The organism is Shewanella sp. N2AIL (assembly GCF_022690845.1).
GTDB lineage: Bacteria > Pseudomonadota > Gammaproteobacteria > Enterobacterales > Shewanellaceae > Shewanella > Shewanella baltica.
The window spans coordinates 14,891-28,369 of record NZ_JALBYT010000037.1 but is presented as its reverse complement, the minus strand read 5'-3'; the positions used below and the strand labels follow the sequence as shown (position 1 = coordinate 28,369).

The window sequence follows — 13,479 nt, the reverse complement described above, 5'->3', positions numbered from 1 at the left end:
CTATGCCCACTTCCCATAAATGGAAAAGGATAAGACCATGACCCAAAGCGCAGGATTACGTTTTCGCCAAGCTCTTGCTAAGGCTAAACCGTTACAAATCGTTGGCACCACCAATGCCTATTTTGCCTTGATGGCAGAGCAAACTGGCTTCCAAGCCTTGTATCTTTCGGGCGCTGGCGTTGCCAATGCTTCCTACGGTTTGCCTGACTTAGGTATGACCTCAATGAACGACGTGCTGATCGATGCCGGTCGTATCACCTCAGCCACACAAGTGCCTTTATTGGTAGATATCGATACTGGCTGGGGCGGCGCATTCAACATTGCTCGTACCATCAAAGAATTCGAAAAAATCGGCGTCGCCGCAGTGCACATGGAAGACCAAGTGTCGCAAAAGCGTTGCGGCCACAGACCTAACAAAGCGGTCGTGAGCATTGAAGAAATGGTGGATCGCATTAAAGCGGCCGTCGATGCCCGTACCGATCCTAACTTTGTGATCATGGCGCGAACCGATGCAGTTGCCGTTGAAGGCTTAGAAGCGGGTATCGAACGTGCAAAAGCGTATATTGCCGCCGGCGCTGACATGATCTTCGCCGAAGCCTTAACTGAGCTAGACCAATATCGCCACTTTAAAGCGCAAGTCAAAGCACCGATTTTGGCCAACATGACTGAATTTGGCCAAACCCAATTGTTCAATAAAGAAGAACTCGCCGAGGCGGGCGCCGACATGGTGCTTTATCCACTCGGTACTTTCCGTGCAGCCAACCAAGCGGCACTGAACGTGATGCAAGCGCTGATGAATGATGGCCATCAACGTAACGTGCTCGACACTATGCAGACCCGTAAAGACTTGTATAAGTACTTAGGCTACCACGCCTTTGAAGACAAGTTAGATCAACTGTTTAGCCAAGATAAATAACCGACAAGCTGCCGCCCTACATCAGCAGCCTTAACCAATAAACACCAGTGCTCGGCGCTGGCAATAATCAAATAGCGTTAACGGAAGGATTACATTATGTCAGAAGGTAAAAAGTTAAGCGGCGCAGGACTACGTGGCCAAAGCGCAGGCGAAACCGCATTAAGCACAGTGGGCGTGTCAGGCTCGGGCCTCACGTACCGCGGTTATGATGTGAAAGATCTCGGTGAAAACGCCACCTTCGAAGAAGTCGCCTATCTCATTCTTTACGGCGAGTTGCCCACTCAAGCACAATTAGATGCTTACAAAGCCAAACTCAAAGGTCTTCGCGGTCTGCCACAAGCCTTAAAAGAAGTGTTAGAGCGCATTCCTGCTGACACTCATCCTATGGATGTGATGCGTACTGGTTGCTCTATGCTGGGCAATTTAGAAGCCGAGCACAACTTTAGCGAACAGAGTGAAATCACCGATCGCCTATTAGCCGCCTTTCCATCAATCATCTGTTACTGGTATCGCTTTAGTCACGACGGTGTACGTATCGACACTGAAACCGATGACGACCAAATTGGCGCGCACTTTCTGCATTTATTACACGGTAAAGCGCCGTCTGAGCTGCATGCAAAAGTGATGGACGTATCCTTGATTCTTTATGCAGAACATGAGTTTAACGCATCAACCTTTACCGCTCGCGTCTGTGCTTCCACCCTGTCAGACATGCATTCATGCGTCACTGGTGCCATTGGTTCACTGCGCGGCCCGCTGCATGGCGGCGCAAACGAAGCGGCGATGGAACTCATTCAAGACATGAAAGATGAAGCCGATGCGCGCGACATCTTAATGGGTAAACTCGAGCGTAAAGATAAAATCATGGGCTTCGGCCATGCGATTTACCGCGACAGCGATCCACGTAATGCCATCATCAAAGAATGGTCAGAAAAACTGGCGGCAGCCAACGGTGACGACCGCCTATATCGAGTATCGGTTGCCTGCGAAGCCCTGATGTGGGAACAGAAAAAGCTCTTCTGTAATGCAGATTTTTTCCACGCCAGCGCGTACCACTACATGGATATTCCGACTAAATTGTTTACGCCTATCTTCGTGTGTTCACGGGTAACAGGCTGGGCGGCGCACGTGATGGAGCAACGCTCTAACAACCGCATCATCCGCCCGAGTGCCGATTATGTGGGTGTTGCCCCGCGCAAAGTGGTACCGATTGCCAACCGTTAAGCAAAACTGACCCCACTTGGCGCGAGATTTCACTCAACGTGATGCTCGCGCCAACTTCATTTTCCGAAATGGATGATGTTATGAGCACTGTTATGAACACCCAATATCGCAAGCCCTTACCAGGCACCAAACTCGATTACTTCGATACCCGCGAAGCCGTGGAAGCCATTGCGCCAGGCAGCTACGCCAAGCTGCCTTATACCTCGCGCGTGCTGGCGGAAAACTTAGTCCGTCGCTGCGATCCGGCCGTTTTAACCGACTCGCTAAAACAGATTATCGAATCTAAGCAAGAACTGGATTTTCCTTGGTTTCCTGCCCGCGTGGTGTGCCACGATATTTTGGGGCAAACCGCCCTCGTTGACCTTGCGGGTCTGCGTGATGCGATTGCGGCTAAAGGGGGCGATCCCGCCAAAGTGAACCCAGTGGTGCCAACTCAATTAATTGTCGATCATTCACTTGCGGTGGAATTTGGCGGTTTTGATAAAGACGCTTTTGCGAAAAACCGCGCTATCGAAGACAGACGCAATGAAGACAGGTTCCACTTTATTAATTGGACACAAAAAGCCTTTAAAAACATCGATGTTATCCCTCAGGGTAATGGCATCATGCACCAAATTAACTTAGAACGTATGTCACCTGTAGTGCATGCACGCGACGGTGTTGCCTTCCCCGATACCTTAGTCGGCACCGACAGCCACACCCCACACGTTGATGCACTGGGCGTTATCGCCATTGGTGTCGGCGGACTAGAAGCAGAAAGTGTCATGCTGGGCCGCGCCTCTTACATGCGCCTACCAGACATTATCGGTGTCGAGCTCACGGGCAGGCCGCAAGCTGGCATCACAGCGACCGATATCGTACTGGCGCTGACCGAATTTTTACGCGCACAAAAAGTTGTGTCTTCTTACTTAGAGTTCTTCGGCGAAGGCGCCGCGGCGCTGACACTGGGCGATCGCGCCACCATTTCGAACATGACGCCTGAATTTGGCGCCACCGCCGCCATGTTCTATATCGATCAACAAACGCTGGATTATTTGACTTTAACCGGCCGCGAAGCCGAGCAAGTCAAACTGGTTGAAACCTATGCTAAAACTGCAGGTTTGTGGAGCGATGACTTAAAACAGGCCGAATATCCACGCGTATTACACTTTGACCTCTCGTCAGTGGTGCGCACCATTGCTGGACCGTCTAATCCACATGCACGGGTGCCAACATCAGAATTGGCCGCACGCGGCATTAGCGGCGTAGTCGAAAACGAGCCGGGCCTAATGCCAGATGGCGCAGTGATCATCGCCGCCATCACTAGCTGCACTAACACCAGTAATCCACGTAACGTAATTGCCGCCGGCCTGATTGCCCGCAACGCCAACGCCAAAGGCTTAAGCCGTAAACCTTGGGTCAAAACCTCACTGGCCCCCGGCTCCAAAGCGGTACAACTCTATTTAGAAGAGGCCAATTTATTACCTGAGCTTGAGCAACTTGGCTTTGGGATCGTCGGCTTTGCCTGTACTACCTGTAACGGCATGAGCGGCGCACTGGATCCTGTTATTCAAAAAGAAGTCATCGACCGCGACTTGTACGCCACTGCCGTATTATCCGGTAACCGAAACTTCGATGGCCGTATTCATCCCTATGCTAAACAAGCCTTCTTAGCATCGCCGCCATTGGTGGTGGCCTATGCGATTGCTGGCACCATACGTTTCGATATCGAAAAGGATGTGCTGGGATTAGATAAAGACGGTAACCCAGTCAAACTTATCGACATTTGGCCATCGGATGAAGAAATCGATGCCGTGATTGCCAAAAGCGTTAAACCTGAACAGTTCCGCAAAGTGTACGAGCCTATGTTCGATTTAGCCGTCGATTACGGTGAGCAAATAAGCCCGCTGTACGATTGGCGTCCGCAATCTACATATATTCGTCGCCCACCTTACTGGGAAGGCGCATTGGCCGGAGAGCGCGCACTCAAGGGTATGCGACCACTGGCGGTGCTGGGTGACAACATCACCACAGACCATTTATCGCCGTCGAACGCCATTATGATGGACAGCGCCGCAGGCGAATACCTGCACAAAATGGGCTTGCCGGAGGAAGACTTTAATTCCTACGCCACCCACAGGGGGGATCACTTAACCGCCCAGCGCGCAACCTTTGCCAATCCTAAGCTTAAAAACGAAATGGCGCTGGTTGATGGCAAAGTGCAACAAGGCTCACTGACGCGTATCGAGCCAGAAGGTCAAGTGACCCGTATGTGGGAAGCGATTGAAACCTATATGGAACGTAAGCAGCCGCTGATCATCATAGCGGGCGCTGATTACGGCCAAGGTTCGTCCCGCGACTGGGCTGCCAAAGGCGTGCGTTTAGCGGGCGTTGAGGCCATTGTTGCCGAAGGTTTCGAGCGCATTCATCGCACTAACTTAGTCGGTATGGGCGTGTTGCCGCTGGAATTTAAAGCCGGTGACAATCGTGCAACTTATGGAATAGATGGCACAGAAGTGTTCGATGTCCTAGGCACGCCAGCGCCACGAGCGGATTTGACTGTCGTTATCAGCCGTAAAAACGGTGAGCTCATCGAAGTGCCCGTCACCTGTCGTCTCGATACCGCCGAAGAAGTGTCAATCTACGAGGCGGGCGGCGTATTGCAGCGTTTTGCTCAGGACTTTTTAGAGTCGAATCTGAAGTAAAACTCGCTTTAAACAGGTGGCGACTCCACACGTGAATCGCCACCTTTGATATCGACACTAACCTGTATCGCTATTCCCTTTGGAGTTAATAGCATGAGTAATCATCTTTTCCCGCCCCAAATCAAAGTCGCCGCAACCTATATGCGTGGCGGCACCAGTAAGGGCGTGTTTTTCCGCTTGCTGGATTTGCCCGCAGCGGCACAAGTGGCCGGCCCCGCCCGTAATGCCCTGCTGCTGCGGGTGATTGGCAGCCCAGACGCTTACGGCAAGCAAATCGATGGCATGGGCGGCGCCACCTCGAGCACCAGTAAAACCGTGATTTTATCCAAAAGCACTCAGGCCGATCACGATGTGGATTACCTCTTTGGCCAAGTGGCTATCGACAAACCCTTTGTCGATTGGAGCGGTAACTGTGGCAACTTAACCGCCGCCGTCGGTGCTTTCGCGATCAGCAATGGCTTAATTGACTCTGCCCGTATTCCACAAAATGGCATCTGCACAGTGCGAATTTGGCAAGCCAACATAAGCAAAACCATTATCGCCCATGTGCCTATCACCAACGGTGAAGTGCAAGAAACCGGTGATTTTGAGCTCGATGGTGTAACCTTTCCCGCCGCCGAAGTACAAATCGAGTTTATGAATCCGGCTGCTGACGAGGATGGAGACGGTGGCAGCATGTTCCCTACGGGCAATGTCGTCGATGTGCTAGACGTGCCGGGGATTGGCAGCTTTAACGCTACTATGATCAACGCGGGCATTCCCACCATTTTTATCAACGCAGAAGACTTAGGCTACACAGGCACTGAGCTACAGGATGATATTAATAGCGACAATGCCGCCCTTGCCAAATTTGAAACCATTCGCGCCTATGGCGCCGTGCGTATGGGGTTGATTTCGCATATTGATGAAGCTGTTGCACGCCAACACACGCCTAAGGTTGCCTTTGTTGCTAAACCCAAAGCCTATGTGTCATCGAGCGGTAAAACCGTCAATACCGATGATATCGACTTGCTCGTGCGCGCACTGTCGATGGGCAAACTGCACCACGCCATGATGGGCACAGCAGCAGTGGCAATTGGCACAGCAGCAGCGATCCCCGGCACCTTAGTTAACTTAGCCGCTGGCGGCGACACTAAGGACAAAATAGATGCGGTGCGTTTTGGTCATCCCTCAGGCACGCTGCGTGTTGGGGCTGAGGCGTCAATGGTCAACGGCGAATGGACAGTTGTTAAAGCCATTATGAGCCGCAGCGCCCGCGTACTGATGGAAGGTTTTGTGCGAGTGCCCGCTGCGTAACTTTATCTAAGTAAAACCGTTCAACCAAAGACCTTGCTTTTCCCCCTTCCGGCAAGGTCTTTTTCTATTCTCGCCCATCATGTTAATCTTCTTCACCCGTATTTGTCTTAGCATGATATGTTGACATACCAGAAACAATGCTAAGCTCCTTTAGCAAAAACGCCAGAAAACAAACTCGGCATAATCAGCACAAAGACACTGAAACAGTATATTTAAGCTATCGCATGATCGGTGATAGAATCGCGCCCATCGATTTTGGTTGTTTTTAAACCAAGTCAGTTATTTAAGCTAAATTTTTACAACAAAATGGCATGTAAGGTCTAGGCTAAGAACTAAACTAAATAGAAACCTAATCAGGATGGGTCCGTTTTTGGTAGGGGAAAATTTGAGTCAACTAATCCACAAGCTAATGCTAAGTACGCTTTTTATCCTAAGTTTGTGGGGGATCTCGTGCAATGGATTAGCTCAACCATTGAGCGCGGCTTCTACACAGCTCAAATTTGAACATATTCGCAGTGAAGATGGCCTTACCCAAAATACGATTACTAGCCTGTTTATGGATAATGCAGGTATGTTATGGATTGGCACTCAAGATGGTTTGCATGCTTATAACGGCCACAGCTTCAATATTTTCCCCCACTCACCCAATGATCAGAGGAGTATTTCTGATAGCTATGTCTCTGACATTATTCAAGATTCAGAAGGCTACATCTGGGTTTCCACGTTCAGCCAAGGAGTCAATCGACTCGATTTGAGCACTGGAACCTTTGAACACTTTGGCCGAGAACAAGGCTTAACCGAGCCCCGCACCACCAAACTCAGCATAGTGGGTAATACACTCTGGATTGGTACTAAAGCAGGACTATTTTCCCTATCGATCAAAACTAAACGTATTACCCAAGTAAGTTTAGGTAATAGTGTCGAACCCCATATCACAAGCCTAGCCAATGTTGAAAACACTTATCTGTTAGCTGGAACCCAAGATAGCGGCACCTTTGCTGTCAGTGCAAATACCATCACCCGCTTGAACGTGCCGCAAAATGTCACGGCCTATCAAATTAAAGCGAACTCGGCCTACTCGATCAGCTTAGCGCTCGGTGGACAACTATGGCACTACAACTTAGCCTCGCAACAGGGCGAAATCCTTTGGCAGACCGACGATAACGTGCCTTATATCAAGGATTTTATCCAAACTGAACAGGGTGATTTTTGGGTCGTCGGGCCTGAAGCGGGTCTTATTCAACTGGAGAGAAACAACAAAGCATTTAATGCGACTTACCACAGGTATGATCCTAAGCGCACCAACAGTATCAGTGAAAACAACATACTGAGTTTGCTACAAGATCCCTTTGGTAATTTATGGTTAGGCGCCAGTTATTCGGGCTTAGATAAAATAAATACCCGCCGCCAGTATTTTCAGCATATTTTCGAATACACTCCAGATCTGTCGCAACAGAGTAACAATATTCGCACCTTGTTCCGCAGTAAAGATGATGCCCTCTGGATAGGTACTGAAGGCGCAGGGCTTAAGCGCATGTTAACGAACGGGCAATATGAGCACTTTACGGAGCGATTTGCGAACGCCTTAGGGATGCATCAACGCAATTTAAATCTCACCCTGCGAGATATTGATCAAGACAAAGCAGGCGTGCTCTGGTTTGCGACTAACTATGGACTTGGTCGGCTATCGCCAGAGGGAGAATTCCAATTACTCAAGGTCACTGCAAGTACGGACCAAGGCTCTGAAGCCAATTATATTCGTAATCTAGAAATTGATGATCAAGGCCATCTCTGGGTAGCAACGACTCACGCCCTCTATCGCAAGGCTATAGATAACGATGAGTTCACTTTTATCTCATTGGCGAATATTGACCATTTCTCTCCAGCACAAAACCAACTTTTAATCCTAAGAGCACATAAAGATACGCTATGGATTGGTACACTCGATGGTTTGTTGAAACTGGACATGCAGACGGGTATAGGGAAATCTTACTTCCATCAAGCTGCTAATAAGAAAAGCTTAATCAATAACCGTGTCCGCGATATTTTAGTGACTCAGGCGGGCGAGGTGTGGTTCGCCACCCATGGTGGCATCAGTATATTACCTTCTCAAGATGCCAATGCAGGCTTTACCCATTACACCCGCGATCAGGGATTACCAAGCGATACTATCTACGCCTTATTAGAAGACCAACAACATAATATTTGGTTTAGCAGTAATGCGGGCATAGGCAAACTAAATCCTAAAACCAATCGTGTCATCATTTTCAACGAGCAAGAGGGATTACAGGCGCTGGAGTTTAACGGTGGTGTAAAACTGCAAGACAGCGATGGCGATCTCTGGTTTGGTGGCATTAATGGTATCAATCGTTTTAATCCCAAGTTGATTCCGGATCAACGACCCGATGTTAAAGTCGCGCTCACAGGCTATAGCATTGCAGGAAAAGACCACACTATTCTCGATTTGAGCCATCCACCTAGCATAGTAATGGACTATAGCGATCAGCTGATCAGTTTTGAGGTGACCTCATTGGATTTCAGCTACACGGGTAAAAACCGCTTCAGCTATTTTCTTGAGGGATTTGATAACGAGTGGCATGAGCTCCCCACAGGTAATGAAATTACCTTTACCAATATTAACCCTGGTCACTACCAACTGCATGTTCGCCATGGGCTGCAATATAACACTCAAGGTGACTACGCCCTTTCTGTCGATCTTCATGTACAAGCGCCCTTCTATCGCACTCATTTCGCCTACGCCCTTTATTTCTTACTCACATTAGGCTTACTGGTTTGGATTATTCGCTGGCGTAAAAAGAAACGTCACATACAAAGTGAATTTGAAACCAGTATCCGCGCCTCTGAGGAGCGACTAAAGCTGGCACTGTGGGCATCTGGCGATGGCATGTGGGACTGGAACATACCCGAAAATCGAGTCTATCGTACCAATATGGATGCTTCGATTCCCCATTGGAATAGCAGCAATATTGCCCATGAGAGCATGCACTCAGAAGACAGAGAGAGATTCAAACTTGAGCTAAACGAGCATCTTCAAGGCCGCTCACCTTTCTTCGAAGCCGAGTACCGTGTCGAACGCTCACCGGGTAATTGGGTATGGATTTTAGATCGTGGCAAAGTGGTTGAAAAAGATAGTTTAGATAACCCGATCCGCATGACAGGGACTAACCGTAACATCACCTCTCGTAAGCTGATTGAGAACGAGTTGGTCTTGTCCTCACAAGTGCTCAACAGCATGAATGAAGCCGTTGTCGTAGCGGGCCTAGACTATCGCATTCGCTCAGTAAACCCTGCATTTTGCACGATAACAGGCTACACAGAACGCCAAATCAGCGACAGACATTTTACTCACTTAGCCTTTGGCCGCCAACAGCGTGAATTGTTCAATACCATTGAACAGCAGCTGCTGCGTCATAAACATTGGGTTGGGGAACTGTGGATCCGCAATAAACAACGGCAGGCAATTCTAGTCTGGCTAGAGATCAACCAAGTTATCGACATTAAAGGTGAAACCAGCCACTTCGTTGCGGTATTTACCGACATTACAGAGCGAAAAAAAGCCGAAGAAGATCTGCGTTTCCTCGCCAGTTTCGACACGTTAACTGGCCTACCCAACCGAACCTTGTTCCAAGACAGGCTTAATCACGCGATAACCCAAGCGCACAGAGCGAATAATATCGTCGCCTTACTGTTTTTAGATCTCGACCGCTTTAAACATATCAACGACTCCATGGGTCACCATGTCGGCGATTTACTGCTCAAAGCCGTTGCCAGAAGACTACAAAATGCAGTGCGCGATGGCGATACGGTTGCACGCTTAGGCGGTGACGAATTTACCATTATTTTAGAAGGAGTGGCCAAAACCAAAGCCGCTACTTTGATCTCAGAAAAAGTGCTCAGAGCATTCCAAACGCCCTTCTTATTGGACGATAAAACGCTGACCATTTCGACCTCCATCGGTATCAGTCTCTATCCAAACGATGCCGACAACGCCGACTCGCTGATTAAATTTGCCGATACTGCCATGTACCACGCAAAATCGTCAGGCAGGAATAACTTCCAGTTTTACACCTCTAAGTTAAATGAAATTGCCACACGCCATGTGCAACTCGAAAGTGGGTTAAAACAGGCGATTCAGCGCAACGAGTTGAGCTTAGTTTATCAGCCTAAGTTCTGTTTAAAAGATGGCTCGCTGACTGGGATAGAAGCGCTTTTACGTTGGCATCACACTGAACTTGGCCCCATCTCCCCCGTCGAGTTTATTCCGCTGGCGGAAGAAACTGGCATCATCACCCAAATTGGCCACTGGGTGATCAACCACGCCTGCCAGCAATTAGCCGAATGGAATAGCCTAGGATTCAATGGTATCACTGTCGCCGTCAACCTATCGGCTCGCCAACTGAAAGCGGACATTATCTCCACCATCGAAGTTGCTTTAGCCGTATCAGGTCTCCCGGCTCAATCCCTTGAGCTTGAGCTTACTGAATCAATGATCATGGGCAATCCGCAGGAATCGGTCAGCATCCTATCTAAACTCAAGGCCCTAGGATTGACCATAGCCGTGGATGATTTTGGTACGGGTTATTCGAGCCTAAGCTATCTCAAACGCTTCCCGATAGACACACTCAAAATCGATAGAGAATTTGTCAGAGACATCACCAACGATCCCGACGATGCCGCCATCACCAGCGCCATTATTGCCCTCGCTCACAGCTTAGAACTGAATGTCGTCGCCGAAGGCGTAGAGACCCAAGAACAACTCAACTTCTTGGCGATGCAAGGTTGCGATCAAGTACAAGGTTTCTTACTCAGTAAACCCTTAAGTGCCGCGGACTTTTTAACTTTACTCAAGAATCACTCTAAACCACAGCCACTTTGATTTGATTTGAGGCGAAGTCTACCAATGTCATCGCAAAATTCAGCCAATAAAAAAGGCTCCTAGGAGCCTTTAAACATCACCACAAATTCCTTACTTTGCTAAACGTTCAACACGCTTAACCCAGCCTTCAGGACCTTGAATGTGGCCCTTTTGGATTTCGGTATACAGTTTGTAGATGCGCTGAATATGCTCGCCCACTTCACCATTACCAACTGTGACTATGTGGCCATCTTCAAAAATGTAGGAGCCCACGGCTGAAACCACGGCTGCCGTACCAAAACCACCCGCCTCGATAATTTCACCCGATTCGATATCGGCGATAAATTGATCAAGCATGACAGTCTCTTGGCGCACTTCACATCCGAGCATCTCACCCAATTCCATGATGGATTGCGAGGTGATCGACTTAAGAATGGTATCTGTGAAGGTAGGAATAATCACAGTGCCATCTTTTAAGATGTGGAAATGGTTCATCGCGCCCGCTTCTTCAATCTGTTGATTGGTCGAGTCGAGATATAACACTTGCGATGCACCAAAGGCTGCCGCGGCTTTACCCGCACGCAACGAAGCCGCATAGTTACCCGCCGCTTTTGAGGCGCCAGTGCCGCCCGATACCGCGCGATGGAAAGTTTTGCTGATCAGTAAGCGTATGCCTTTGTTGACACCCGCTGCGTAATAAGCACCACTTGGGCTTAATACCACACAGAAGGTATAACGCGTGCTTGGGCTAACAGAGAGACGGTCTTCGGTCGCAAAAATAAAGGGGCGAATATACAGACACGCACCTTCTTGCATCGGGAACCACAGGCGATCGACATCGATCAACGCATTGATCGCATCCATCTGCACTTGTTCATCGATATTAGGAATACAGACGATATCGGCGGAGCGATTCATCCGCTCGGCATTCTTATTAATACGGAAAGTATAAATCTCGCCATCTTCGTGCATAAAGGCTTTCGCGCCTTCGAAGATCGACTGGCCATAATGCAACGCCATTGCACCCGGTGCCATTTCAAATGGACCATAAGGAACGATGCGCGGATCGCACCATTGTCCGTCATGATAATCCATCAAAAACATATGATCGGTTCTGAGGCTACCAAAGCCCACATTCCCCTCGGGCTTGAATTGCTCAGTACGGCGCTCGGACGCAGGTTTTAAATTGTAAGTTATTTCCATCGCATACCACCTTGATTACTGAACAAGCAGACTAGGGAGCGACAGGAATAAAGTCAAGAGGGGCGCGCATATCTATACCCAAACAATCTGAAGATGCAGGATTCAGCGGCTGATGTTAACGGAATGGTAACGCACTTTAGGCAAGGCCCTTTATTGCTCCTGCATAAATGGCATTCACGCCATCCATGGCGATTGCGGTTATTTGCGGACCTAGTGGGCTAAGTTAAAAATAACCAACACAGCATAAAGTGCATTAAAACCCGCCGGGACGGAGCGCCTAGGGAACTCCACTTCCGTGTTGCATCAATTCAAAAGGTGACCGACATTCTGTCATTGATGCGCCTTGAATTGAAGCACCCTATGCGCTCTGAAACTCGTATCTTCAGGTAGCTTGGGTATAAAGGTCTAAGCAATAAAAAACTCGCTAACATGCTTGGCTCAGCCTTTCACACTGCCTTAGATACAAGATAAAACAATCCGCATTGGGTCACACATAATGCCAATGGCAAGTATTTTTGCCACAATGGGGTCGAACTCCCGATGAGATAAACCTATGTCTGACTATAAGATGATCCCCTGCGAGCACTACGATTACCTCGAACTTGCCTGCCTGCGCGGTTATCAGCTCAAGATTGAGTTGATTGATGGCACGCAGTGCCAAGGCCAAGCCATCACCACGCAGACAAGGGCCGACAAAACCGAGTGGCTGATTATCCAGCTACAACAAAATAAACAATCCCTTAGGCTCGACCATATCGTCGCCATCACGCCTGTCGATGTGAATGCTGAATTTGGCAGGATGCAGATTGCCACTAAACAAGGTTAGCAAGGACAACACATGGCAAAGATAATGTTAGCAGTTGAAATCGGTCACTGGACCGGTGGGCATAATGGCCAATATCCCCAGCTGATTGAGTTTGATACGGCGCATCTTGATAGACCCTTTCAGGTCAGCGAGGGTTGGGGTCATGGTTTAGGTGGCGCGGCTTACTCACTCGCACAATTTGTCGCCACGCCTTATTTCCTTAAACTTAAAACCGAGGCTCCTTGGGCGTTTGCCATTATCGAACAGGGCTTAGCACAACAGAATATGGATACGATCGCCGCGGCACTCTCAATCCAATATGTGGATCATCCCCCGCTTGTGCCTGCACATTTAATGGAATACTTATTAGGTTAAAGCTGAAGGGTTTCGCTAGAAGGGAGTGAACGTGCTGAATAATGCAGGTTTAGATAGCGAGGTGTATTGCGGAAAAGCTTCACCGAGTCATGACACTCGG

8 protein-coding genes are annotated in these 13,479 nt (G+C 48.9%); 7 read left to right on the top strand and 1 reads right to left on the bottom strand.

Going from position 1 to position 13,479, the window contains the following annotated elements:
- Positions 1 to 37 precede the first annotated feature (37 nt).
- The 5 genes from prpB (at position 38) to MO387_RS17905 (ending at position 11,017) form a co-directional block, all read left to right on the top strand.
- Positions 38 to 916 carry a methylisocitrate lyase gene (prpB, locus tag MO387_RS17925; RefSeq protein WP_107946297.1) on the top strand — a complete coding sequence of 293 codons (879 nt, stop codon included), beginning with the start codon at positions 38 to 40 and terminating at the stop codon, positions 914 to 916.
- 96 nt (positions 917 to 1,012) lie between these two features.
- Positions 1,013 to 2,140: a 2-methylcitrate synthase gene (gene prpC / locus MO387_RS17920; protein WP_107946296.1), complete on the top strand. Its 1,128-nt coding sequence runs from the start codon at positions 1,013 to 1,015 to the stop codon at positions 2,138 to 2,140.
- Between the two features lie 80 nt (positions 2,141 to 2,220).
- On the top strand, positions 2,221 to 4,824 hold the full coding sequence (gene acnD, locus MO387_RS17915; RefSeq protein WP_107946295.1) for a Fe/S-dependent 2-methylisocitrate dehydratase AcnD: 2,604 nt from the start codon (positions 2,221 to 2,223) through the stop codon (positions 4,822 to 4,824).
- Positions 4,825 to 4,917: 93 nt separating this feature from the next.
- Complete coding sequence (prpF, locus tag MO387_RS17910) at positions 4,918 to 6,120, top strand: 2-methylaconitate cis-trans isomerase PrpF (RefSeq protein ID WP_107946294.1); 1,203 nt, start codon at positions 4,918 to 4,920, stop codon at positions 6,118 to 6,120.
- Between the two features lie 370 nt (positions 6,121 to 6,490).
- Positions 6,491 to 11,017, top strand: coding sequence for an EAL domain-containing protein (locus MO387_RS17905; RefSeq protein WP_199908777.1), 4,527 nt, complete (start codon positions 6,491 to 6,493; stop codon positions 11,015 to 11,017).
- 90 nt (positions 11,018 to 11,107) lie between these two features.
- On the opposite strand, the gene MO387_RS17900 is transcribed toward MO387_RS17905, so the two are convergent.
- On the bottom strand, positions 11,108 to 12,199 hold the full coding sequence (locus MO387_RS17900) for a branched-chain amino acid aminotransferase (protein WP_106649153.1): 1,092 nt from the start codon (positions 12,197 to 12,199) through the stop codon (positions 11,108 to 11,110).
- Between the two features lie 553 nt (positions 12,200 to 12,752).
- Here MO387_RS17900 and MO387_RS17895 point away from each other — a divergent pair.
- Positions 12,753 to 13,025, top strand: coding sequence for a Rho-binding antiterminator (locus tag MO387_RS17895; RefSeq protein WP_107946292.1), 273 nt, complete (start codon positions 12,753 to 12,755; stop codon positions 13,023 to 13,025).
- 12 nt (positions 13,026 to 13,037) lie between these two features.
- Positions 13,038 to 13,379: a hypothetical protein gene (locus MO387_RS17890; protein WP_107946291.1), complete on the top strand. Its 342-nt coding sequence runs from the start codon at positions 13,038 to 13,040 to the stop codon at positions 13,377 to 13,379.
- Positions 13,380 to 13,479: the final 100 nt, after the last annotated feature.

Coding starts and splice junctions, on each gene's coding strand:
- MO387_RS17900 (WP_106649153.1), bottom strand. CDS start 12,199: ATGGAAATAACTTACAATTTAAAACCTGCGTCCGAGCGCCGTACTGAG.
- MO387_RS17890 (WP_107946291.1), top strand. CDS start 13,038: ATGGCAAAGATAATGTTAGCAGTTGAAATCGGTCACTGGACCGGTGGG.
- acnD (WP_107946295.1), top strand. CDS start 2,221: ATGAGCACTGTTATGAACACCCAATATCGCAAGCCCTTACCAGGCACC.
- prpB (WP_107946297.1), top strand. CDS start 38: ATGACCCAAAGCGCAGGATTACGTTTTCGCCAAGCTCTTGCTAAGGCT.
- MO387_RS17895 (WP_107946292.1), top strand. CDS start 12,753: ATGTCTGACTATAAGATGATCCCCTGCGAGCACTACGATTACCTCGAA.
- prpC (WP_107946296.1), top strand. CDS start 1,013: ATGTCAGAAGGTAAAAAGTTAAGCGGCGCAGGACTACGTGGCCAAAGC.
- prpF (WP_107946294.1), top strand. CDS start 4,918: ATGAGTAATCATCTTTTCCCGCCCCAAATCAAAGTCGCCGCAACCTAT.